Source organism: Metasolibacillus meyeri, from assembly GCF_003049505.1.
Classification (GTDB): domain Bacteria; phylum Bacillota; class Bacilli; order Bacillales_A; family Planococcaceae; genus Metasolibacillus; species Metasolibacillus meyeri.
On the sequence record NZ_PYWN01000078.1, the window covers coordinates 1 to 22,174 of the forward strand.

At 38.1% G+C, this 22,174-nt stretch carries 26 protein-coding genes; 18 read left to right on the forward strand and 8 right to left on the reverse strand.

Annotated elements, in window-relative coordinates; translation table 11 throughout:
• On the forward strand, positions 1-484 hold a 484-nt coding region (locus C9J34_RS12235), incomplete at its 5' end, for a hypothetical protein (RefSeq protein ID WP_238600642.1).
• Between the two features lie 26 nt (positions 485-510).
• On the opposite strand, the gene C9J34_RS12240 is transcribed toward C9J34_RS12235, so the two are convergent.
• Genes C9J34_RS12240 through C9J34_RS12255 form a run of 4 tightly spaced genes read right to left on the reverse strand, consistent with a single transcriptional unit; the run spans position 511 to position 5,435 of the window.
• On the reverse strand, positions 511-1,401 hold the full coding sequence (locus tag C9J34_RS12240) for a DMT family transporter (RefSeq protein ID WP_107840162.1): 891 nt from the start codon (positions 1,399-1,401) through the stop codon (positions 511-513).
• A 6-nt stretch (positions 1,402-1,407) separates the two neighbouring features.
• Entirely contained in the window at positions 1,408-2,616 is a 1,209-nt protein-coding gene (locus C9J34_RS12245) for an amidohydrolase (RefSeq protein WP_107840163.1), read from the reverse strand.
• Positions 2,613-3,857: an amidohydrolase gene (locus C9J34_RS12250; RefSeq protein WP_107840164.1), complete on the reverse strand. Its 1,245-nt coding sequence runs from the start codon at positions 3,855-3,857 to the stop codon at positions 2,613-2,615. The genes C9J34_RS12245 and C9J34_RS12250 overlap by 4 nt, the downstream gene beginning before the upstream one ends.
• Positions 3,858-3,878: 21 nt before the next feature.
• Entirely contained in the window at positions 3,879-5,435 is a 1,557-nt protein-coding gene (locus C9J34_RS12255) for a glutathione ABC transporter substrate-binding protein (RefSeq protein WP_107840165.1), read from the reverse strand.
• A 225-nt stretch (positions 5,436-5,660) separates the two neighbouring features.
• On the opposite strand from C9J34_RS12255, the gene C9J34_RS12260 reads away from it, so the two are divergent.
• The 10 genes from C9J34_RS12260 (at position 5,661) to C9J34_RS12300 (ending at position 14,231) form a co-directional block, all read left to right on the forward strand.
• On the forward strand, positions 5,661-6,518 hold the full coding sequence (locus C9J34_RS12260; RefSeq protein ID WP_326125253.1) for an ABC transporter permease: 858 nt from the start codon (positions 5,661-5,663) through the stop codon (positions 6,516-6,518).
• Between the two features lie 12 nt (positions 6,519-6,530).
• A complete protein-coding gene (nikB, locus tag C9J34_RS12265) occupies positions 6,531-7,451 on the forward strand; it encodes a nickel ABC transporter permease (protein ID WP_107840167.1) in 921 nt (306 codons plus the stop codon).
• 12 nt (positions 7,452-7,463) lie between these two features.
• Positions 7,464-8,468 carry an ABC transporter ATP-binding protein gene (locus C9J34_RS12270; protein ID WP_107840168.1) on the forward strand — a complete coding sequence of 335 codons (1,005 nt, stop codon included), beginning with the start codon at positions 7,464-7,466 and terminating at the stop codon, positions 8,466-8,468.
• Positions 8,468-9,451 carry an ABC transporter ATP-binding protein gene (locus C9J34_RS12275; RefSeq protein ID WP_107840169.1) on the forward strand — a complete coding sequence of 328 codons (984 nt, stop codon included), beginning with the start codon at positions 8,468-8,470 and terminating at the stop codon, positions 9,449-9,451. The genes C9J34_RS12270 and C9J34_RS12275 overlap by 1 nt, the downstream gene beginning before the upstream one ends.
• 72 nt (positions 9,452-9,523) lie before the next feature.
• On the forward strand, positions 9,524-10,291 hold the full coding sequence (locus C9J34_RS12280; protein WP_107840170.1) for a sensor histidine kinase: 768 nt from the start codon (positions 9,524-9,526) through the stop codon (positions 10,289-10,291).
• On the forward strand, positions 10,288-10,992 hold the full coding sequence (locus C9J34_RS12285) for a response regulator transcription factor (protein WP_107840171.1): 705 nt from the start codon (positions 10,288-10,290) through the stop codon (positions 10,990-10,992). Before C9J34_RS12280 ends, C9J34_RS12285 begins: the two co-directional genes overlap by 4 nt.
• Entirely contained in the window at positions 10,982-12,238 is a 1,257-nt protein-coding gene (locus C9J34_RS12290) for a hypothetical protein (RefSeq protein WP_107840172.1), read from the forward strand. The genes C9J34_RS12285 and C9J34_RS12290 overlap by 11 nt, the downstream gene beginning before the upstream one ends.
• 309 nt (positions 12,239-12,547) lie before the next feature.
• Positions 12,548-12,721 (forward strand): hypothetical protein, encoded by a 174-nt coding sequence (locus tag C9J34_RS21980; RefSeq protein ID WP_193768992.1) that lies wholly within the window; start codon positions 12,548-12,550, stop codon positions 12,719-12,721.
• 159 nt (positions 12,722-12,880) lie between these two features.
• Positions 12,881-13,585: a CoA transferase subunit A gene (locus tag C9J34_RS12295; protein ID WP_107840173.1), complete on the forward strand. Its 705-nt coding sequence runs from the start codon at positions 12,881-12,883 to the stop codon at positions 13,583-13,585.
• A gap of 1 nt (position 13,586) precedes the next feature.
• The gene (locus tag C9J34_RS12300; protein ID WP_107840175.1) at positions 13,587-14,231 is read left to right on the forward strand and encodes a 3-oxoacid CoA-transferase subunit B; all 645 of its coding nucleotides are present in this window, start codon (positions 13,587-13,589) and stop codon (positions 14,229-14,231) included.
• A 105-nt stretch (positions 14,232-14,336) separates the two neighbouring features.
• Here the strand turns inward: C9J34_RS12300 and C9J34_RS22630 are convergent, their stop codons facing one another.
• From C9J34_RS22630 to tadA, 3 genes are read right to left on the reverse strand one after another with little or no spacing between them, the layout of a single operon-like run.
• Positions 14,337-14,465: a hypothetical protein gene (locus C9J34_RS22630; RefSeq protein WP_274523361.1), complete on the reverse strand. Its 129-nt coding sequence runs from the start codon at positions 14,463-14,465 to the stop codon at positions 14,337-14,339.
• A gap of 15 nt (positions 14,466-14,480) precedes the next feature.
• Positions 14,481-15,041, reverse strand: a complete 561-nt coding sequence (locus C9J34_RS12305) for a histidine phosphatase family protein (protein WP_107840177.1) — start codon at positions 15,039-15,041, stop codon at positions 14,481-14,483.
• Complete coding sequence (gene tadA, locus C9J34_RS12310; protein ID WP_107840179.1) at positions 15,038-15,529, reverse strand: tRNA adenosine(34) deaminase TadA; 492 nt, start codon at positions 15,527-15,529, stop codon at positions 15,038-15,040. Before tadA ends, C9J34_RS12305 begins: the two co-directional genes overlap by 4 nt.
• Before the next feature lie 125 nt (positions 15,530-15,654).
• Between tadA and C9J34_RS12315 the strand changes: the two genes are divergently transcribed.
• The 3 genes from C9J34_RS12315 (at position 15,655) to C9J34_RS21985 (ending at position 17,568) form a co-directional block, all read left to right on the forward strand.
• Positions 15,655-16,290, forward strand: coding sequence for a deoxynucleoside kinase (locus C9J34_RS12315; RefSeq protein ID WP_107840181.1), 636 nt, complete (start codon positions 15,655-15,657; stop codon positions 16,288-16,290).
• A 2-nt stretch (positions 16,291-16,292) separates the two neighbouring features.
• Positions 16,293-16,961, forward strand: coding sequence for a deoxynucleoside kinase (locus tag C9J34_RS12320; RefSeq protein WP_107840183.1), 669 nt, complete (start codon positions 16,293-16,295; stop codon positions 16,959-16,961).
• Between the two features lie 439 nt (positions 16,962-17,400).
• A complete protein-coding gene (locus C9J34_RS21985) occupies positions 17,401-17,568 on the forward strand; it encodes a hypothetical protein (RefSeq protein WP_193768993.1) in 168 nt (55 codons plus the stop codon).
• 25 nt (positions 17,569-17,593) lie between these two features.
• On the opposite strand, the gene C9J34_RS12325 is transcribed toward C9J34_RS21985, so the two are convergent.
• A complete protein-coding gene (locus C9J34_RS12325; RefSeq protein ID WP_107840185.1) occupies positions 17,594-17,977 on the reverse strand; it encodes a helix-turn-helix domain-containing protein in 384 nt (127 codons plus the stop codon).
• A 191-nt stretch (positions 17,978-18,168) separates the two neighbouring features.
• Here C9J34_RS12325 and C9J34_RS12330 point away from each other — a divergent pair, with 191 nt between their 5' ends.
• The 4 genes from C9J34_RS12330 (at position 18,169) to rsiV (ending at position 21,959) form a co-directional block, all read left to right on the forward strand.
• The gene (locus tag C9J34_RS12330) at positions 18,169-19,452 is read left to right on the forward strand and encodes an amidohydrolase (RefSeq protein WP_107840187.1); all 1,284 of its coding nucleotides are present in this window, start codon (positions 18,169-18,171) and stop codon (positions 19,450-19,452) included.
• Positions 19,453-19,877: 425 nt separating this feature from the next.
• A complete protein-coding gene (locus tag C9J34_RS12335) occupies positions 19,878-20,411 on the forward strand; it encodes an LOG family protein (RefSeq protein WP_193768994.1) in 534 nt (177 codons plus the stop codon).
• A gap of 172 nt (positions 20,412-20,583) precedes the next feature.
• On the forward strand, positions 20,584-21,081 hold the full coding sequence (locus C9J34_RS12340; RefSeq protein WP_107840188.1) for a sigma-70 family RNA polymerase sigma factor: 498 nt from the start codon (positions 20,584-20,586) through the stop codon (positions 21,079-21,081).
• Between the two features lie 2 nt (positions 21,082-21,083).
• Positions 21,084-21,959 carry an anti-sigma-V factor RsiV gene (gene rsiV, locus C9J34_RS12345; RefSeq protein ID WP_107840190.1) on the forward strand — a complete coding sequence of 292 codons (876 nt, stop codon included), beginning with the start codon at positions 21,084-21,086 and terminating at the stop codon, positions 21,957-21,959.
• Positions 21,960-22,174: the final 215 nt, after the last annotated feature.

Here is a 22,174-nt window from a genome sequence, read left to right on the forward strand (position 1 = left end):
TTTCACAGGATGTGAAGTTTTTAGCTTGTGTTCCTTTATCACCAATCAGTGGGAGATGAGGAAAACCCCACTGATTGAAGGTTCACTTTATGAAACGTTCTTTAAAGTCATATTTGATGGAAGGGTGTTTTTTGTGAAAAAAATGTTTATAGTCAGCTTGTTATTTTGTCTAGCATTGATAAGTTGTTCGGCAGGAAGCCCAACAAACCCAACTGCAAGATCAATTCTAAAAGAAGATGTACAAGCGGATATTTTGCAGTATGAAGGTTTAATTTATAGTAATGCGGCTCACTTAGATATCGCTTTTACAAAAGGCGAGAAGCTAGGAGAAATTAAGAAAACAACAACTATTTCTATCGGCTTCAAAGATTTCTATGCAACACAATTAACAGCAGGGACTGAGATTTTTTCTACAAATACACAGTTGATTATAGCGGAAGTGAATGGCAAACAGATTCCTTATTTGGCTTTGATCGAAGGATAAATAAAAAACCAAGCTATCCCGTAGTTTTACGGATAGCTTGGTTTTTTGATTTTCTCACTTAGTACAACCGAAATAAGTATTCCTGTTAGCACAAGCAAACCGCCAATAATTTGGCTTGATTGAATAATTGCATGTAAAATTATCGCACTTAGTATCATCGTTATAATAGGTTCTAAATTAAGTAAAATAGCAGCGTTTGTTGAGCCAACTTTATGCTGATTAGCATTCCATACGAGGTTGCTAACACCATGTACAAGTATGGCTGATATGATTAGTAAAAGAATCATCGGTAGCGCAGCGTTTTGTTTTGGTACAATTGGCGCAAAGCTCAAAAAAGGGAGTAAGGCAAGGCAACCGATTAAACTTGTGAAAAAAGTGACGCTGAAGCTATCTAATTCTTTTCTTAATATATCAAGCAATACGAGGAAAATAGCAAAGCTAAGCATTGTACAGAAGCTGAAAACCTCACCAATTCCAAATTGGGCCGTAGCACCTTGCTTCGCTGAAATAATCAAGCCGACTCCCGTGAAAGAAATGATGGAGCCGAGCCAAAACAGCCAGCTCTTCTTTTCACCACGCACAAGACGATTAATCATTCCAGTCACAATAGGTGTAAGAGCTAAAATATATGCTGCAGTGATAGGACTTGTTGTCTCTAAACTTTTAAAGAAGCTAAAGTGATTAACACTAACACCGAGTATCGCTGCGATAGAAAGCAGCGACCACTGCTTAGGTCGAATGCGTGCTTTGCGAATGATAGGGAAGCCAATAATGCCTAAAAATATACAAATACATAGTAAACGATAAACAGTTACATGCAAGGCTGACCAGTAATTGACAAGTACTGCACCGATAATAAAATTGGAAGCCCATAAGGTAACACAAAAGATAAGGATTGAATAAACTTTTAACTTCATAAATGATTAATTGAAAAACTTTCCTTTATTCATCAGTGTACGCTTTTTCGGTGGGCGTGCAACAGCCTCTGCACTACAGCTTGATGGGACAAACACAAAGCTTGCCTCATCCCCCGCTCTTGGCCATTGCATCTGACCTTCGCCATCTAGTGGTGTAATCCCATTCGTAATATAGCCTAGGCTTTGACGAAGTTCACGCTCCGTAATTTTACGTGTGACATCCGCAAAGGTACACGCTTTTTGTAAAATATCGCCCGAACCATATGGACTCCATGAATCATAGAAGCCATCACAGCCGAAATGAACATTGACACCATGCTCCGTTAATAAATCAATCGGTGGGATATTGCGTCCTAAATTGAACGGCACTGTCGACATAATTGCTACATTGTGCTCCTTTAAGCGCTTTGCCATGGCGATTTGCTCTGGCACTGTGACATCACCTAAAGAGAAGGAGTGACTAAAATCTGTTTTTCCGTTAAAGCCTTTTTCTTCCACCATATCAAGCCATTTATCAATTGTATAATAGCCTAAATGTCCGTTGTCATGTAAATGGAAATCAACACCAACGCTGAATTCTTGTGCGATGTCCATTGTTGTTTGCAACGATTTTTCGATATTGCGGTCAATGCCGCCAGGGTCTAGTCCACCAAGCATCGTTGCCCCATGGCGTAAAGCCTCACGCAATAAGTTTGGCACATCATCACGTAGTAGCCCATGCTGTGGAAAGGCGATAATATCTGCTGTGACATAATCCTTGTACTTATCTAAGGCAGCTAAAACACCTTCTAAATTTTTTAAGCCAATATATGGGTCAATATTAACATGTGTGCGAATATGGTTAGAGCCAAAGCCTAAGATTTTCTCAATCATCGCACTGGCACGCTGCTCACAGTTATCAGCTAAAGCAGAAAGTTCAAGTGATTCATAGTGTAAACGTTCTTCGAGCCCACTGACAGTACGGCAGGCCTTCCAAGGTAAAGATAAATATGTTTTATCTAAATGATTATGCATTTCTTTGAATGCTGGTAATGCTAGCTGACCTTGCATATCCTTTGCATTTTCAGGCTGGAATGCTGTGTCTGCTACTGTGATTTGTGCGATCTGTCCAGCATTAATCTCAATATGAAACAAGTTAGTTGTTGTTTGGATGCTGCCATCTTCATGTAATTGTTCACCTGTTTCGAGACGCACATTTAATAGCCATTGACTCATCGGTAAGCTCCTTTCAATTCAACGTTTTCTTGGTGAATTACTGCGCCCTTTGAAATGACTGTTGTAATAGGGCATAAGCGAGCGATTGTATGTGCTGCACTTACAGCGTCAACTAATAGGGCATTTGCTGCATCGCCTACTTTTGGCCATACTTGCTGCCCTTCAGCATTTAATGGTGTAATGCCACCTGTTGCGTATTTTAACGATTGACTTATGCGATATTCATCAATAAATTTAAAGCGTTCGATTAAAACATTCAGCTTTTGAATTGTATCTCCTGTACCAAAAGGAGACCAGTGATCTGTTAAGCTATCATGTCCAACTGAAACGTGTACACCGTTTTCGTATAAATATGGAATCGGAATGGTTGAGCGGTTTTGTCCGATTGGCACAGTTGTTGTGACATCAATATTGAACGAGGCAAGGCGTTTTGTTAGCTTTTCTAAGGATTCTCCTTGTAAATCTGATAGCGCAATCGCATGGCTAATCGTCACATTATTTTTAAAATCGTGCTGTTGTAATAAGTCCATCATGACATGGAATTCATGCTCACCGAGTGTATCGCGGTCATGTAAATGGATGTCGATATGCTTATCATAATCTTTAGCTATTTGAATCATTGTGTCTAACGATCGATGTGTTGCACGATCAACAATTGCTGGGTCTACGCCACCGACATGTGTTGCTCCTTTTTCCATTGCATCACGCATTAATGGTTCAACGGCAGAACGAATCAAACCATGCTGAGGGAAGGCCACGATTTCATAGGTAATTTGATCTTTAAAGGATGCTAATACCTCTACTGTAATATCAATATGCTTCGTACCAATTTGTGGGTCAACATTGCAATGTGAGCGAATATGCGTATGCCCATTCGCAATTAAATGCTCCACCATTCTAATTGCGCGCTCTTTCGCAAAAGGTAATTGCTTTGGAAGTAGAATTTGTTCTTCCTCAATACGTGTTAAAATGCCCTTTGTAATGGGAATTGGTGCTTTCCATTCACCACTGAAATACGTTTTATCAATGTGGATATGCATTTCACGGAAGGAGGGCAACAAAAGTTGCCCATTCGCTTCAATTACTTCCATATCAGATTCAACTTCAATTGCTGTTTCAATTTGTTTGAATTGTCCATCCTCAATTAAAATATCAAACGGTGCAATAGCTGTTCCCATGATGAAGCCATCTTCGTATTGATAGCCAGTTTCTAATTGAGCTTGTTTAATCAATAGTTTCATGAAGCAAATCATCCTTCCTTGTTATTTAGTAATTTCTACATCTGCAATCATCGTGTAGTTGGAAGCGTCTAACCAGAAGTTTTTCACCTTATTGCTGTAAACAGCGAGGTGCTCATAGTTACGAACTGGAATATATACCGCTTCATCTAGCTCAATTTTCATTGCTTCCTCATATAAGCCAGCACGTTTGTCTAGGTCTGATTCACCACGAGCTGCTTCGATTAACTTGTCTACCTCTGGATTAGAGTAGAAGAAATGGTTACCAGGAGGTCCCTGAGATGCTGTATGGAATAGATTGTATTGGTTATAATCTCCATCGCCTGTTGCGTTACCCCAACCGCCTATAAACATTTGGTGCTTGTGACTAGAAATTTCATTGATATATGCGCCATACTCCATTACTTGAATGTCTACGTTTAAGCCAATGCCTTTAAGCTGTGATTGAATTACTTCGGCCATATTAATACGCTCTTTACGGTCACTTGTTAATAATTTAACCGTTGTCCCTTCTGCAATACCAGCTTCTTTTAATAATGATTTTGCTTGCTCTACATTGTAATCATAGCCTTTTACATTTTTAGAGTAACCAACAACCATTGGACTCATCGCAGAGTTTGCTAATGTACCAACATTATCATAAATGCCGCTAATAATTGCTTCACGGTCTATTGCATAGCTAATTGCTTGACGTACTTTTACATCTGATAATAGGCTGTCTGTTACGTTGAAGCCAACATATTCAACAGCTAAACCTTCTGTACGGAATAAAGACATTGTTGAAGAATTATCAATACGATCTAATTCTGTTACGGGTACTTGGTCTGAAATATGTGCTTCACCACTTTCAACCATCGCTAAGCGAGTTGCATCCTCAGGAACAATTTTAAAAGTAAGCTTGCTATATGACGGCTTTTTACCCCAATAGTTTTCATTCGTTGTTAAGCTAATCGATTGACCAGATGTCCAAGAATTAAAGATGAAAGGACCTGTACCAACTGGGTGTGTTTTTAAGCCTTCAGCATTTTCTTGAATAGCTTTAGGGCTTAAAATGCTACCTTCTTGACTAGCTAAAATAGCTAGTAAGCCAGCATAAGGCTGATTTAATTTCATTGTAACTGTATATTCTCCATCTACGGTAACTGCCTCAATCATACCTAACTTATCACGCTGCGGTGAGCTTGTTGCAGGATCTAATAGGCGGTCAAATGTTGCTTTTACAGCTTCAGCATTAAAATCTGCGCCATCATGAAACTTGATGCCTTCATTTAATTCGAATACCCATGTTGTTTCATCTACTGGCTCCCAAGATTTCGCTAATAATGGAGCAAGGTTGCGATTTTTATCGAATACGACTAATGTTTCATATACTTTGCCATGAACGATATTAGCAGATGGAATATCCGTAATAAAATGTGGATCTAAGCTTGTTGCATCTGATGCACGTAAGACAATTAATTCATCTGCTAAAGAAGAAGATTCTCCTCCAGACTCTTTCTCAGTCGCTTTATTCGCTGTTGAGCAAGCTTGTAAAATGGCTACTATTAATAAAAGTAGAAATGCCGCTTTGAATTTTTTCATATCCTCTAACCTTCTTTCGTGTAGTGTGTTTTGGTTAACCTAATTGCATTATAGCGAAAAATTTATTTAAATATTTTCACAAATCTAACCTCTTCTTTAAATATTCTGACAAATCGGAATATTCGTATTTACTTTCCTGCAAAAGTTTTTTAAATTGAAGACACAATTAGTGAATAGGGAGGTAGAAGCATGAGTGAAAATGTTCAAGCAATGGCATTAAGCCAAATGCGCTCACAAGTACGAAAAAAGAAACGAAAAGAATTATGGCAAAAAATCTATTCAAATAAAGCTGCATTAGCAGGGTTAATTATTTTATCTATTTATGCATTGATGTTAGTTTTCGGTCCATTGATTGCACCATATGATCCATATGAAATTCAATTAGAAAATAAATTACAAGGACCAAGTATGGAGCATTTAATGGGGACAGACGATAAAGGTCGTGATATTCTTAGTCGCATTTTATATGGTTCTTATTTAACGATAGGTGTTGGTTTTTCGGCTGTCTTATTTGGTGGCTCTATCGGAATTTTATTAGGTTTAGTCGCTGGTTATTATGGTGGAAGAGTCGATTCAATTATTAGCCGTATCATTGATGTCATGCTAGCATTCCCAGGTATTTTACTAGCTTTAGCAATTGTGAGTGCTTTAGGGACAAGCTTAATTAATGTAACGATTGCCGTTGGTTTCTTCTCGATTCCAATGTTTGCCCGCATTGTACGAGGTTCGACGATGGAGGTTAAAAAGCTAGAATATATCGATGCAGTAAGAACATTGGGAGCCAATAATATCATTATTTTATTTAGACATATTTTGCCGAATATTTTATCACCGATTATTATTCAAGCCTCGATGCGATTAGCAACAGCTATTTTATCGGCAGCAGGCTTATCGTTCTTAGGTTTAGGCGCACAGCCACCTTCACCAGAATGGGGGGCGATGCTATCATCAGGGCGCGATTTCTTATTTAACGCACCACATATCGCATTATTCCCAGGTATGATGATTTCGTTTTTAGTATTAGGGTTGAATTTATTAGGTGACGGGTTACGAGATGCACTTGACCCGAGAATGAAGGCATAGGAGGCGGAAATAATGGCATTATTTATTTTAAAACGTTTGGCACAAGTAGTTCCTGTCATACTTGGCGTAACATTAGTCGTGTTTTTAATTATGCAAATGGTTCCGGGAGACTCAGCTGTTATTTTAGCGGGGGAAGGTGCTTCAGAGGAAATGATTGAAGATTTGCGTGAATCTTTAGGCTTAAATAAACCTATTTATGTACAGTATTTTGAGTATATTAAAGGCGTTGTACAAGGGGATTTTGGGAATTCACTGAAAAATGGGAAGCCCGTATTAGAGGAGATTACAACGCGTTTACCGATTACCTTTGAGCTGGCAATGTATAGTATCGCGATTACGATTGTTCTTGGCTTAATCGCAGGGATTGTTTCAGCAATTCGTCCATACTCTTGGTTAGATATGAGTTTTATGGTCATTGCGTTATTAGGTATTTCTTTGCCAAGTTTCTGGCTAGGAATTTTATTAATGTACACATTCTCTATTAATCTTGGCTGGCTACCTGTAGCAGGTTGGGAAAGCCCGCAGCATATTATTTTACCAGCCATTACATTAGGTGCTGGAGGTGCAGCAATTGTTGCCCGTATGACACGTTCTAGTATGTTGGAAGTCATCAATCAAGATTTTATTCGTACAGCAAAGGCAAAAGGCTTAAAGGGCTATGTCATCATTTTCAAGCATGCACTGCGCAATGCGATGATTCCAGTTATTACAGTAGTAGGCTTACAGTTTGGAAGCCTTTTAGGAGGTACGGTGTTAGTCGAATCGGTTTTTGCCGTAAATGGCTTAGGACGTATGATTGTTGACGCCATTCGCACACGTGATTTACCAATTGTACAAGGCGGCGTATTAGTCGCTTCATTAATTTTCGTCTTTGTGAACTTAATCGTTGATATTTTATATCGCGTGTTTAATAAACGGATTGATTTGAACTAGGAGGGGATTTTCATGGAACAGCAAAAGGTGCTTGAGGTGAAAAATTTAAAAACACATTTTTTCACAAAAGAAGGTGTATCCAAAGCCGTAGATGGCGTGTCCTTTTATTTGAATAAAGGTGAAACGATTGGTGTTGTAGGGGAATCGGGCTGTGGAAAATCAATGACTTCCTTATCGATCTTAAATTTAATTCCATCGCCACCAGGGAAAATTGTCGATGGTGAAATTTTATTACACGGTCAAAATATTGTTGGCTTGCCACAGGAGGAGTTACGAAAAATTCGTGGTAAAAAAATCTCCATGATTTTTCAGGAGCCGATGACCAGCTTAAACCCTGTACTTACAGTAGGCGAGCAAATTGCTGAAACGATTCGTCTGCATGAAAAATTGCCGCGCAGGCAAGCATGGGATAAAGCAGTCGAAATGCTACGTATTGTTGGTATCCCTTCACCTGAAAAACGCGCAAAGCAAGAGCCGTATCAATTAAGTGGAGGGATGCGTCAACGCGTTATGATTGCAATGTCCTTAGCTTGTAGTCCAGATGTATTAATTGCAGATGAACCGACAACGGCGCTGGATGTAACGATTCAAGCACAAATATTAGAGATTTTAAAGGATTTACAGCAAAAAATGGGCATGAGCATTATTTTTATTACGCATGATTTAGGCGTCGTATCGGAAATGTGTGATAAAGTGGCGGTTATGTATGCTGGACAGGTAATTGAGGAAGGGGCAACAGGTGAGCTTTTTGAACAACCTTTACACCCGTATACGCGAGGCTTAATCGATTCATTGCCAAAGCTTTATGAGGAGCAGGATGAGCTGCAAACAATCGAAGGCTCCGTACCGAGTCCATATAAATATCCTGTCGGCTGTCGTTATGCGGATCGTTGCCCATTTGCGCGAGAGCTGTGTCGCGAAGCACAGCCAGAATTAATTGAAATGGCGGAAGGACGTAAAGTGCGCTGCTATCAATATTCAGAGAAGTGGAATCTACAAGAAAGTGGGGGGCTGTAATGGGTGAGGTTCAACCAATTTTAGAAGTCACAAATTTAAAGCAATATTTTTATTTGAAAAAGGAAAAGCTATTTGGTGAAAAGCAAATTGTACGCGCGGTTGATGATATTTCCTTTCAACTATATGAAGGTGAAACATTAAGTATTGTAGGCGAGTCTGGTTGTGGGAAATCAACGACAGGACGCTCGATTTTACGCTTAGATGAGCCAACAGATGGCAGCATCTCGCTATTCGGTGAAAATTTATTAACAATGACACAAAAGCAATTGCGTGTTGCGCGCAAGGATATTCAAATTATTTTCCAAGACCCGTATGCTTCGCTCAATCCACGTCGAACAATTCGTCAAATGCTGAGTGAGGCGATGTCGATTCAAGACATTGTACCGAAGGACAAGCAAGAGGCGCGTATGATTGAACTAATGCAATTAGTGGGTCTACAGCCTGAATATTTAGAGCGCTACCCGCACGAATTTTCGGGTGGGCAACGTCAGCGTATTGGCATTGCGCGTGCTTTGTCAGTTAATCCGAAAATTATTATTTGTGATGAATCTGTATCAGCCCTAGACGTTTCCATTCAGGCACAAATTTTAAATTTATTAAAAAAACTGCAAAAGGAATTAGGGTTAACTTTATTATTTATTTCGCATGATTTAAGTGTCGTGCGTCATATATCAGATCGTGTCATTGTGATGTATTTAGGAAAAATCGTTGAAATCGCTAATAAAAAATCATTGTTTGCTACACCTGTTCATCCGTATACCCGTGCTCTGTTTTCAGCTATCCCAACAGTTGAGAAAGGGCAAAAGCGTGAGCGTATTATTTTAAAGGGAGATGTACCATCACCTCTGAATCCGCCAACAGGCTGTCGTTTCCATACACGCTGCCCATTTGCGACAGATAAATGCAAGCAGGAGGAACCACAATTAGTAAATGTGAAAGATGGGCATAAGACAGCATGTCATTATTGGGAAAACTTTCAGTGAGGCAAAAAAATTTCCTAGGAAATCATGATATGCTTTAATGAAAGTCACATAACTCATCAGGAGTGTTGCAGTATGCTTCGATTAGACACATTTAATATGTTTATTATGCTTTGCATTTTGACCCCCATCATCTCTGCGATGTTGCTGGGGTTTATTTCGATTTTTGAGAAGCAAATCGATAGTTTAAAGGAAGAGAAAAGGAGACTGGAGCTGGAGAAGGATTTGCAGTCTGTTAATTTGATGAAGCTAAATCAACAAATTAAGCCACATTTCTTTTTTAATACGCTTAATATTATTCTAGGGCTAGCTAGATTAAATCGCAAAGATGATTTAGTAAGGGCGACAGAGAGCTTGGCACAATTTTTAAAATTTCACTATAAAGATACCGATATGTTAGTACCTATAGAGGATGAATTAGCATTAATTAATCATTATTATATTATTCAAAGGTATCGCTTTGGCGAGCGCCTTCAACTAAATCTCGATGTTTCGGAGCAGGCAAAGGTTGAAAATATACCCCCATTTTTGCTGCAAACTTTAGTTGAAAATGCCTTTAAGCACGGCTTTGAAAAGTACTCTGGATCTGCTGAAATGTACATTTCAATCAAGCTAATAGACGAGAAAATGCGTTTAGTTGTACGCAACTCACAACATGGACAATATGAGGAGAATATCCATGAGGAAAGTGGCTATGGTTTAGCGAATATTGAATCTCGCCTTACATTATTATATGGCAAGGAAGGTTATCAATTTTATACAATAAACGAAAATAGTGAATTTACAGTTTTTATTGAAATCCCAATAATGGATAAGCTAGAAGAGGGGGAGGGAGAACAATGAATTTACTTATTGTGGACGATGAGTTTTTAGAAATTGAGCAGTTGGAATATTTAATTAAGCCACATTTTCCGAATTGGCATATTTATAAGGCACATGATGCTTCACAAGCAATGACGTTAGCAAAGCAGCATCGCATTCATTTAGCTTTTTTAGATATTCAAATGCCAGGAAAGACAGGATTAGAGCTAGCAAAGGAGCTACAGCAGCTATATGAGCTAGATATTATTATGGTCACTGCCTATCAAAGCTTTGATTACGCACAGCAAGCCATTCGTGTTGGAGTATCGGACTATTTGACGAAGCCGATTATCGAGGAGGAGCTTATTCAAACATTAAAAAAATATGATAAATGGTCCTCAAAAAATGAAACAATCCAAGCAGCACTATCAATCATTCATGAGCGCTATGCGGAAAAATTGACGGTGAATTCAATTGCAGCAGAGGTTTTTGTACATCCAAGTTATTTGAGTCGAAAGTTTTTAGAGGTACAACAAATTGGATTGAATGAGTATATTAACAATTATCGTCTTGAAAAGGCCAAAGCTAGCATGTTGAATAATCCGAAGCTGAGCATTTCGGAAATAGCGGAGCAGAGCGGTTTCAATAGTCAGCATTATTTCAGTGTCGCATTTAAAAAGAAGTACGGGATGGCACCGAGAGAGTATAAGGTGATGGAAGTGAATCACAACAATGAGGCGTAGTATAAGCGGCTTTTTCACATCTCACTTTTTTATGGTCGGTACAGCATTTGGGGCTAGCTTATTATTAGTTCGTTGGATTACTGGCAATCCGCTGATGTCCTCGGAAAAAACGCTAATTAAATATGGACTATTTTTTGGGATAATTTACACATTAAGCTACGGCTTTGCTTTAGTGGCACTTGCCTTTTTTGTGAAAAGGGCGGGAGGTTGGCAGCCGGCTACAGTTTATATTACAGAGCGAATTAATGAGCAGACAACAGGGCATAACCGCCTCTTTTTTAAAAGCATTACTTATTTTGCTCAATATGAGCTATGGATTGTTCAATTTGTTGTATTGTATACATTCACACACATGGTTTTTAACGACTGGTATTTCCAATTTTTATTTGCCTTTTTAATAGTGCTCGTTATTTTTGCCTTCTATACATCGACGAATGGCTTCTATTTGTTTACGATGCTATTTATTATTGTTTTGTTAAGCACATTAACATTTATCCCGATTTATTATTTTGTATTGAATGGCACAACGAAAATTTATGAAGGCATCCGCTTATACCATCCTTACTTGCTCTATTATAAAAATCCAGAAATTATTTCAGTGTTCATCGCTTACTTATTCGTTGCTATTGGACAAGTGCTTGTTGATTTTCCAACATGGTTTAACCTTTCCTTCATTAAGCAAGAGAAACGCAAAAGTGCTTTATTATCTGCTGCGTTTATCAAAATATTACTCGGTTTTTCATTTACAGCGATTTTGATGATTGCTATTTTTAGAGGCCCTTTTGAAAATTTAGAGGTGCTTATACTGACATTCTTATATAGGGAGGAATCCTTATGGTTAAGCTATTTATTCGGTATATTTATTGTTGTGGCTTGCTTTATGGTATTACTCAATAGCTTGAAGGCTTTTCAGGCTGCAAGAAGGGAAAGCATAGCGCATACGGCTACAACGTTAATCTCGCTATTTCTAATTGTTGGCTTACTATCAGCAATTGAGCAAATTTCATTATTAAGTACAGTATTGTTTTTTGGTATGATTAACGCGGTCTTACTGCCTTTTATTTATATCATATTATTTACAAAACTCCGTTTACCATCGTATACGTATATACTTGTTTTATTATTAATTATAGGAAGTGAAATTTATTTGTTTCAAACAGGTCAGTTGCTACTACCTGTCATCGTATCACTTATAGTAGCAATAGGGTTTTTACTGTGGGTGCGTTCTTATCGGAAAAGAAATTGAAAGACTAAATTATAAAGAGGGGTTGGAGAAGCCTATTTTGCCAATTCCTCTTAATCAATTGTGCCCAGATTTTTGCTCCTAGTCGAAGTTAACCTAAAACTTTCATCTCCTGTTATAACAGTTAAGGCCTCCTCTGCAAAATTTGCGACATCTATATATTGATTAAAAATACTTTAATTTGTATTTTCGCAAACAAAACACCCTTATTAAATAATTTAATTATTTTCATATAAAAGGAAATGAACTAAATTTAGTATATTGAAAATAATGTATTTTAGGTATAATTATGTTTAATTAGGAGGTGTGTTTATGAATGGACTAATTGCTCTTTTATTAGCGCTTATACCTTATGTCTTATTGTTTGGTGTCGCAATAGTTTTCTTTAATTTGATTTTTCAAATTAAAAGAAATAGTGATATTCAGATTGAACAAAATAAGCAATTGATTTCCCTTTTGGAAAAAAAGTTTGAAAAAAAAGATTAGCAAGAGATGTAATTGTATGAAGTGGATGGAACTGATTTTTAGTCGGAATTGAAAATATAAGTGTTTTAAAATAGCTTGTGTTTGAATGAGCTCCCCTTTACTGAAAAACAAGCATAAGGTAGAATTTTGAGTAAGTAATGCAGAAAAGGGGTGTTTGTATTGGCTAGTAATAAAGTATGGTCATCATTTAGTGAGGCTGTTGCAGATATTGGGGATGGCAGCACATTAATTGTTGGTGGCTTTGGACTTTGCGGTATTCCTGAAAAGTTGATTGATGCAATAAAGGATAAAGGAGCGAAGGATTTAACGGTTGTTAGTAATAACTGTGGAGTAGACGATTGGGGATTAGGTCTGCTTCTTGCAAATAAGCAAATAAAAAAAATGGTTGCATCCTATGTAGGAGAAAATAAAATTTTTGAGCAGCAGTTTTTAAGTGGTGAGCTAGAGGTCGAGCTGACGCCACAGGGAACGTTAGCAGAGCGCATTCGAGCGGGGGGCGCAGGAATTCCTGGCTTTTATACGGCAACGGGCGTGGGAACACCAATTGCAGAGGGCAAGGAAGTAAAAATATTTAATGGCAAGGAATATTTGCTGGAAGAAGGCATTATCGGCGATTTTGCACTAGTGAAGGCTTGGAAGGCAGATACAATGGGCAATTTAGTATTCCGTAAAACATCACGCAATTTTAATCCACTTGCAGCAACAGCAGGAAAAATTACGATTGCAGAGGTAGAGGAAATCGTAGAAGCTGGTGAGCTTGATCCAGATGAGATTCATACACCTGGCATTTATGTACAGCGTGTTTTATTAGGAGAAAATTATGAAAAACGTATCGAGCGACGTGTTGTGAAGGGGGATGCCTAATATGCATGATAGTAGACAATTGATTGTAACGCGTGCTGTACAGGAAGTGAAGGATGGCATGTATGTCAACTTAGGTATTGGTATTCCAACGCTGGTCGCAGATGCATTACCAGCAGATGTCAATGTGCTGTTGCAATCGGAAAATGGCTTGCTTGGCATTGGACCATATCCGACAGAAGCTGAGGTCGATGCGGATTTAATTAATGCAGGAAAAGAAACCGTTACTGTCGCGCGCGGTGCAGCTTTTTTTGACAGTGCTGCATCTTTTGCAATGATTCGTGGTGGACATATCGACTTAGCCATTTTAGGTGGAATGGAAGTTTCACAAGATGGTGATTTAGCAAACTGGATGATTCCAGGTAAAATGGTCAAAGGCATGGGGGGCGCAATGGATTTAGTTGTTGGTGCAAAACGTGTCGTTGTCATTATGGAGCATGTCAACAAGCATGGCGAATCGAAAATTAAAAAGGCCTGTACATTGCCTTTAACAGGAAAGGCGGTTGTACATCGCTTAATTACAGATTTAGCTGTCTTTGATTTTACAGAACAGGGTATGGTGTTAATTGAAGTACAAGAGGGCATCTCTGTAGAGGAAATCCAAGAGAAAACAGAGGCGAGCTTTGTTGTAGCAGAACATTTGCAGTGAGGAAGAGAGCTGTCTGAGTCAAGCTAAAAAATTTATTCATTTCAAAAACAACGAAGGCTATCCGAAAGTGAGAGTGTGCATTCCGCTTTTGGGCAGCCTTTTTAATTACCTTTTCTTTATTAAAAAATAAATACCAGCGACCAATAACAATGTAAGCACCATACCAACAATGCCAATAATGGTTACTGTTTGTGGATTAGCAATGAAAAAATAGGAATCTTTCGTTTCGTACATTTTATTCACCAGTCCTTAATGTTCCATACAATTAAATAGTAGTAGTTTATTTTCTGATTTTGTTTGTTCAATTATTGTTAAAGAAGTGTTATGCACACGGGGGAGGCTATACCCAAGAAGCTGAAAAAGTCGTTGCAACAAATCACCATGACTGACTAGGAGTATACGCTCTGTTGGAAAATTTCTCTTTACGTCATCTAAAAATGATTGGCAACGGGTGATAATTTCTTGCTCAGGCTCTATACTTAATTCTAAATTTCGCCAATGGACACCCCATTTTGCAATGCGTTCCTGCTCTGTTGTACCTTCTATCAAACCTGTCCCAATCTCACATAATCGTTCATCTATTCGTAATGGCATGTTACCATACTGCTGTGCGATGATTTCGGCTGTTTGCTGTGCACGAGCTAAAGGGCTTGTGAAAATAGCATCCCATTGTTCCATAGCCAATCGTTGTGCTAATTGCTGCGCAGCTAATATGCCCTCTTGGTGTAGGGGAATATCGAGTCGACCTTGCTCGCGACCTTCTTTATTCCATGCGGTAATACCGTGCCGTATAAAACCGATTGTTGTCATTGTAGCTCCTGTTTTTTTGCCTTTTTTCGTGCTCGTAGTGCGCGGAAGAAATCAGTTAAAATTTGTCCGCATTGTTCAGCTAAAACGCCTTCAACTACATTACATTCATGATTAAAGCGTTCATCATTCAGCAAGCGATATAAGGAATCGACACACCCCGCCTTTAAGTCACGTGCGCCGTAAACAACACGTGGCACTCTCGACTGCAAAATAGCTCCTGCACACATTGGACAAGGTTCTAATGTTACGTATAGAGTTGTATCTTCTAAACGCCAACTGCCAATTTCTTCGCATGCCTGTTGAATGGCTAGCAGCTCCGCATGTGTCACGGCATTTTGCGTTGTTTCGCGCAAATTATGAGCGCGTGCAATAATCTCTCCGTTGTGTACAAGGATTGCCCCAATCGGTACTTCTCCTTTTTCTCCTGCTTTTTGTGCCTCAATGAGCGCCTCCTGCATAAAATAGCGGTCTTTTTCAAATATGTCCATCTTCATCGCTCCTTGTGATCATTGTATCAGAGTGTCAGGCACACACACAATTCTCACACAATTTAGCGTGTCTATGATACAATGAAAAGCATTGATGAATTCGAAATTAAGAGGAGGAACTTTTCGTGTCAGTTCCATTTATTACGATAGAAGGTCCGATTGGTGTTGGAAAAACATCGTTATCTAACGCTGTGTCAGAGCACTTTACATACCATTTGTTAAAAGAAATCGTTGATGAAAACCCGTTTTTGGGGAAATTTTATGAGGATATTGAGGAGTGGAGCTTTCAGACGGAAATGTTCTTCTTATGCAATCGCTATAAGCAATTATCTGATATTAAGAAGTACTTAGCAGGGGAGCACAAGCCAGTTGTAGCAGACTATCATATTTTCAAAAATTTAATTTTTGCAAAGCGCACGCTGCAACATGCAGAGTATGAAAAATATGAATCCATTTATAATATTTTAACAGCGGATATGCCAGTTCCGAATATGGTCGTTTATCTTCATGCGAGTGTGGATACGTTGATGAAGCGCATTGCCAAGCGTGGCCGTGAGTTCGAAAAAAATATTACAAGAGAATATATGGAGCAACTAGCGGTAGATTATAACGAATTTATGCAGCATTTTATCAAGACGCATCCTGAAATTCCTGTGATTCAGTTAAACGGCGATGAAATTGATTTTGTAGAAAATAAATCCGATTTACAAGATGTACTGCAAATAATTGAGCAAAAGTTACAACAAAGGAGCACACAGTAGTGATGAATTTACGAGAAAAGTACGGAATTCCAACAAATGCCGTGATTACGATTGCTGGAACAGTTGGTGTTGGAAAATCAACGATGACAAAAGCGTTAGCAGAGTCTTTAAATTTCCGCACATCTTTTGAAAAGGTTGATACCAATCCATATTTAGATAAGTTTTATGAGGATTTTGAAAAATGGAGCTTTCATTTACAAGTGTATTTTTTAGCAGAGCGTTTTAAGGAGCAAAAGCGTATTTTTGAATATGGCGGCGGCTTTATTCAAGACAGATCGATTTATGAGGATACAGGCATTTTTGCAAAAATGCATTATGATAAAGGGACAATGAGCCCAACAGATTATGAAACGTATACGAATCTATTTGATGCGATGGTGATGACACCATACTTCCCACATCCAGATTTACTTGTTTATTTAGAAGGGCCAGCAGAAGATATTATTGGGCGCATTCAAGAGCGCGGACGTGCAATGGAGCAGCAAACACCGCATGATTATTGGTACGAAATGCACGAACGCTACGAAAATTGGATTAATAATTTCAATGCATGTCCTGTACTACGCTTAAACATTAATGACTACGATCTAATGGCAAACCCTGAGCAAGTAGAAGGTATTGTAGAACGTATCGCATATATGATGGAGCACACAAGCCACCTAAGAAAATAGAGGCTATCACTCTGTTATTAGCTAATAATAAAATAATAGAAGCGACAGTCACGCACATTGTATTTGAATGAAATAGAAATTAATCGCAATTTTAAAGGCTTATACTCTAAGTCGCTATGACCGTAGATTCTATAAATTTGGGAGCCTCCTCTTACAAGGGGGTTTTTATTTATATTAAAAATCTGGAGGTGTGAATGGTGAAAAGGAAAATCATTTTTTTATTAGTTGGTATATTTCTTCTAATCACACCTATGCTTTTTCATGAGCAAATTGCCTTTTCAGAGGAGAAAAATGGTCTGTTGATGGAAGTAAAAGTGCATAATTATTTTTTTTCTATACTACATTTCAAACAACATTGATGAATCAAACCGAAGATGAAGTAAGGATTAAAGAGCCCGTTACAAGCTTATATTTAAGCCCTAGCAAGCGACAAACTAAAATGCAGAATGATATAGCAATATATATTACCATCCAGCCGAATGCTCGTATTAAAGGAGAGAAGTATAGGCAATGGGGGAGTGTGAAAAACTTGAAATTTGTAGCAACGGCTTATTGTGAAGTAGATAGGGAAGAGTTTGCTATTCATTTACGAGCAAATTTACAGTAAAAAACAGCCCGAAAATAGTAGCTAACTATTTCGTGCTGTTCTTTTTTACTTGGGCGTCCATTGTATCCAAAAATTCTTTTGTAACACGTACAACATATTTTACTTCGTTTAAATCACGGTCTCGAAGTAAAGAGTGATGAATATTTAGCATTAAACTTTTTTCCTCAATATCTGCAACATTAGACAGCTTTTGAAAATTGAACAACTCATCTGGTGCAATTTCAAGTGCCTTCATTAAGTTCTCCAATGTAGTTAATGTAATGTTGGACTGTCCATTTTCGATATTGGAAAGTCGACCTTTACTAAAGCCCAGTTTTCCTGTTTTTTCAGCTACTTCATCTTGGCTTAATCCCTTTGCTATACGAATCATACGAAGCTGTTCTCCTACTAGCTTTAAAAAATCCGACATACTATTTCACCTCTAATTAAAAGCTAGAGAAAAACATCTCAAATAGAGATATGTTTAACGTGGTACAATTTTAAGATAATTATATTATAATGGTACATTTTTGATCTTATCCTTTTAATAATGATAAGTAAGTGAGCGAAAAATTATATAATAAATGAACAGTAAGTATTTTAATCTAGGAGGTATTTTTGATGATTCGAGTATCCGCAAATTATTTAGAGGTATTATCTGAATGGCGCAGAGATTTTCATCGTTATCCAGAGCCTGGGTGGTTAGAGTTTTGCACAACTTCAAAAATTGCCGATTTGCTAGAGGCATGGGGTTATTCGGTGTATGTGGGGAAGGAGTTAATCACCGGCGAGAGAATGGGACTTCCTAATCAAGAGAGCATAATGTCATTTTTCGAGCAGGCTAAAAATCTAGGGGCTAATGAAAAATGGCTTGCTAAAATGGCTGGGGGCTATACGGGGGCATTAGCTATTTTAGATACTGGAAAGCCCGGGCCGAATGTGTTATTTCGCGTAGATATTGATGCGCTACCGATTTTAGAATCGACGAATGAAAGTCATGTACCGCAGCAACTTGATTTTCGTTCATTAAATGAAGGATATATGCATGCTTGTGGCCATGATAGCCATGCAGCAATTGGTCTTGGACTCGCTGAGCATATTATGCAACATCGAGATAGGCTACAAGGAACGATTAAAATTTTGTTCCAGCCAGCAGAGGAAGGTGTGCGTGGTGCGGCATCGCTCGTTTCTTCGGATTTTTTTAATAACATTGATTATTTCTTTGCACTACATATCGGTACAGGTGTGGAACAAGGAGTATTTGTTGCAGGAACTGATGGATTTTTAGCAACATCGAAATATGATGTGATATTTAAAGGGATAGCTTCACATGCAGGAGCGTTTCCTGAGCAAGGAAAAAATGCGCTTCTAGCGAGTGCGCAAGCCACACTTGCTTTACACGCGTTACCTTCACATAGTGATGGTTCAAGCCGTATTAATGTAGGTATGCTAAATGCAGGAGCGGGTCGTAATATTATTGCACCAAATGCTAGAATGCAACTTGAATTACGTGGGGAAACAACGGAAATCAACGCCTTTTATGAAAGTCAAATGCGCAATATTTTAGAAGGTATTGCGACAATGTATGATATTGAAGTGCACTATGAAAAAGTCGGAAGTGCGATAAGTGTGCCATCAAATCGACAGCTAGCTGAAAAATTGGCAAAAGTGGCGAAAGCGTTAAATATTCCAACCCTTGAATATCAATATTTTAATGCTGGTTCAGAGGATGCGACATATTTAATGGAAAAAGTACAAAGTAGTGGTGGCCTAGCTACGTACTCGATTATAGGAACAGATTTAGCGGCAGGGCATCATAATGAATGCTTCGATATTCGTGAGGAAGACATGTTACCTGCTATTGAAATATGGTTAAATATGTTATTGCATCTTAGCGAGGAGTAATGCGGATATTACACAGTGAAATAAGATTTGTCGCTAAAAGATGCGTTTAACATCTTATTTTAAAAGAAATCGAAAATAATCATGAATTTGAGCAAGATATTTTACAAGCCATTCCCTTTTTTGAAAAGGAAAAAGAAAATGTATATTTGTTATTATATTCTGTATTTATAATAACAAATATAAGCAAGCATGTGAGTTATTAAAACGGAAAATAAATTCTAGTACTAGCTTTATTATTTAGTAAATGTACTGATTCATCTTGAAATTAACACTTCAGATAATACTGATATCGGAGTGTTGAAGGAAATTTAACATAAGCTTTTATGGAATCAAAATGTTAGAATTTCGTTAAGTATTTCTGCGATAACTAGTCATGCACCCACCTTATCTATTAATATAATAGAAGAAAAGGTAGGTGCATTTTTATGAATGTAGCAATTTATTGTGGTTCACAAATAGGAAAATCCGATATATATAAGGAGGCGGCAGCGCAGCTTGGTGAAGTATTGGCTAATGCTGGACATGGCATTGTTTATGGTGGCTCCAATATTGGTTTGATGGGGCAAGTCGCAGATGCGGCACTACACGCAGGAGGAAAAGTGATTGGCGTGATGCCTACACATTTACAAAAGCGTGAAATTGCCCACACGAGTTTAACGGAAATTCACTTTGTAGAGTCGATGCATGTGCGAAAAGCGAAGATGGTAGAATTGGCAGATGCATTTATTGCGTTACCTGGTGGCTGTGGCACATTGGATGAGTATTTTGAAGTGTTCACTTGGGCGCAAATTGGTTTACATGAAAAGCCTGTTATTTTATATAATGTGGGTGGCTTTTATGATGCCATCGCACAGCACTTTGAGAAAATGCTAGATGAGGGCTTTATACGAGCAGAGCAACGTAGCTTACTACATATTGCGTCATCACCACAGCAAATAATCAACATTTTGGCGGGGTAACTCCCGCCTTTTTTATTTTTAGTCTGGGTTCAAACACCTATGCTAACCTGCGATAAAAGTTAGCTATAAGTGATTATTTATACCTTTGCATAAATTTTTTATTTACATTAAACTTTTTTAAGAACCTATCCGTCTAGTAGTTGTATACATTAATCAAAGGAGCATTTCGGAAATGAGTAATTCGCGCGCGGAACAAAATTTAGTAACATTTATCCGAAGCAACAAGGAGCGTTTTTATTACCTTGCTTATAGTTACACAAAAAATGAGCAGGATGCGTTAGATGTTGTGCAGGACAGCATTCAAAAAGCATTACAATCTCTTCATACTTTGCAAAATGAAGAGCAGATGAAGAGTTGGTTTTATAAAATCGTCGTGCGCACAGCTATCGATTTCCTCCGTAAGCATAAGCGTCAACAATTAATGGAAGAGGATAAACTCGTGTTACTGACACCACAGCAAATTGATACGTATGAAAATCCAGATTTAGAAATAGCGCTTGATAGCTTGCCAACTGTTTATCGAGAAGTAGTTATTTTACGTTATTTTGAGGATTTGAAAATAGAAGATGTTGCGCGTGTGTTAGATACAAATATTAGCACGATAAAATCCAGATTGTATAAAGCGCTAAAGCTATTAAAAATACAATTACAAGAGGAAGAAGGTTTTTAATAATGGATGAACGTTTGAAAAAACTGGAGAAACAATATAAAGATGTGCCAATACCAGAAAATTTCGATTCAATGGTAGAGGCAAGCTTAAAGCAAAGACCGAAAAAACGTGCTCCGAAATGGATTTTAGGTGCAGTAGCGGCAACGGCTATATTTACAGCAGGTTTAAATATTAATCCAGCAATGGCAAAAAATTTAGTGGGTGTGCCACTTCTCGGTGATGTTGTAAGTGTATTAACATTTGTTAGCTACGAGGTTGAAGAGGACACTTATTCAGCAAATATAAATGTGCCAAAAATTAGTGGGAAATCAGAAGAAATCGCTGCACTAAATGAAAAATATGCCGCAGAAGGTAAAGCGTTGTTTGAACAATTTAAAGAAGATGTAGACTGGATGAACAGCAATGATGGAGGACATCTCGGTGTAGATAGTGGCTATATTATAGAGACAGATACAGATCAAATTTTGTCTATTGGTCGCTATGTAGTGGAAATGGTGGGTTCTTCATCAACTGTGATGCAATACGATACAATTGATAAGCAAAAAGAGATTGTCATTACTTTACCGAGCTTATTTAAAGACGATGCTTACGTGCAAAATATTAGCACGTATATTGCTGAGCAAATGCGTGAAGAAATGAAGGCGACAAACCAAGATAGAATGTATTGGGTAAGTGATGCAGGTCTTGAGGACGAAAGCTTAGTAGAACCTTTTACAACGATTAAAGCAGACCAAAATTTCTATATAACGGCACAAGGAAAGCTTGTGGTTGTTTTTGATAAATATGAGGTGGCTCCTGGCTATATGGGAATCGTTGAGTTTGAAATACCAACAGATTTATTGCAGGATTCACTTGTAAGTAACGAGTATATTCGTTAAAAGAAAGGAGCTGTCCGAAGATGGACAGCTCCTTATTTGAATAAAATCGATTACGCTTAGATTTTTCGAGTCAACTAATGGAAATTAGTCAAAAAGCGTTAAGACAGTCCTATATGAATGTACATAAAAAACCGCTACATACTAGTAGCGGTTGAAATTTTAAAATATGGCGGAGGAAGAGGGATTCGAACCCCCGCGCGGTTTAACCCGCCTGT

What these genes read in the sequence shown, in the direction of transcription:
- C9J34_RS12305 (WP_107840177.1), bottom strand. Translation starts at nt 15,041, where the DNA reads ATGACAACAATCGGTTTTATACGGCACGGTATTACCGCATGGAATAAA.
- C9J34_RS12300 (WP_107840175.1), top strand. Translation starts at nt 13,587, where the DNA reads ATGCATGATAGTAGACAATTGATTGTAACGCGTGCTGTACAGGAAGTG.
- C9J34_RS12285 (WP_107840171.1), top strand. Translation starts at nt 10,288, where the DNA reads ATGAATTTACTTATTGTGGACGATGAGTTTTTAGAAATTGAGCAGTTG.
- rsiV (WP_107840190.1), top strand. Translation starts at nt 21,084, where the DNA reads ATGGATGAACGTTTGAAAAAACTGGAGAAACAATATAAAGATGTGCCA.
- C9J34_RS12245 (WP_107840163.1), bottom strand. Translation starts at nt 2,616, where the DNA reads ATGAGTCAATGGCTATTAAATGTGCGTCTCGAAACAGGTGAACAATTA.
- C9J34_RS12280 (WP_107840170.1), top strand. Translation starts at nt 9,524, where the DNA reads ATGCTTCGATTAGACACATTTAATATGTTTATTATGCTTTGCATTTTG.
- C9J34_RS12335 (WP_193768994.1), top strand. Translation starts at nt 19,878, where the DNA reads ATGAATGTAGCAATTTATTGTGGTTCACAAATAGGAAAATCCGATATA.
- C9J34_RS12260 (WP_326125253.1), top strand. Translation starts at nt 5,661, where the DNA reads ATGCGCTCACAAGTACGAAAAAAGAAACGAAAAGAATTATGGCAAAAA.
- C9J34_RS12320 (WP_107840183.1), top strand. Translation starts at nt 16,293, where the DNA reads ATGAATTTACGAGAAAAGTACGGAATTCCAACAAATGCCGTGATTACG.
- C9J34_RS22630 (WP_274523361.1), bottom strand. Translation starts at nt 14,465, where the DNA reads ATGTACGAAACGAAAGATTCCTATTTTTTCATTGCTAATCCACAAACA.
- C9J34_RS12270 (WP_107840168.1), top strand. Translation starts at nt 7,464, where the DNA reads ATGGAACAGCAAAAGGTGCTTGAGGTGAAAAATTTAAAAACACATTTT.
- C9J34_RS12255 (WP_107840165.1), bottom strand. Translation starts at nt 5,435, where the DNA reads ATGAAAAAATTCAAAGCGGCATTTCTACTTTTATTAATAGTAGCCATT.
- tadA (WP_107840179.1), bottom strand. Translation starts at nt 15,529, where the DNA reads ATGGACATATTTGAAAAAGACCGCTATTTTATGCAGGAGGCGCTCATT.
- C9J34_RS12330 (WP_107840187.1), top strand. Translation starts at nt 18,169, where the DNA reads ATGATTCGAGTATCCGCAAATTATTTAGAGGTATTATCTGAATGGCGC.
- C9J34_RS21985 (WP_193768993.1), top strand. Translation starts at nt 17,401, where the DNA reads ATGCAGAATGATATAGCAATATATATTACCATCCAGCCGAATGCTCGT.
- nikB (WP_107840167.1), top strand. Translation starts at nt 6,531, where the DNA reads ATGGCATTATTTATTTTAAAACGTTTGGCACAAGTAGTTCCTGTCATA.
- C9J34_RS12275 (WP_107840169.1), top strand. Translation starts at nt 8,468, where the DNA reads ATGGGTGAGGTTCAACCAATTTTAGAAGTCACAAATTTAAAGCAATAT.
- C9J34_RS12250 (WP_107840164.1), bottom strand. Translation starts at nt 3,857, where the DNA reads ATGAAACTATTGATTAAACAAGCTCAATTAGAAACTGGCTATCAATAC.
- C9J34_RS12340 (WP_107840188.1), top strand. Translation starts at nt 20,584, where the DNA reads ATGAGTAATTCGCGCGCGGAACAAAATTTAGTAACATTTATCCGAAGC.
- C9J34_RS12290 (WP_107840172.1), top strand. Translation starts at nt 10,982, where the DNA reads ATGAGGCGTAGTATAAGCGGCTTTTTCACATCTCACTTTTTTATGGTC.
- C9J34_RS21980 (WP_193768992.1), top strand. Translation starts at nt 12,548, where the DNA reads ATGAATGGACTAATTGCTCTTTTATTAGCGCTTATACCTTATGTCTTA.
- C9J34_RS12325 (WP_107840185.1), bottom strand. Translation starts at nt 17,977, where the DNA reads ATGTCGGATTTTTTAAAGCTAGTAGGAGAACAGCTTCGTATGATTCGT.
- C9J34_RS12240 (WP_107840162.1), bottom strand. Translation starts at nt 1,401, where the DNA reads ATGAAGTTAAAAGTTTATTCAATCCTTATCTTTTGTGTTACCTTATGG.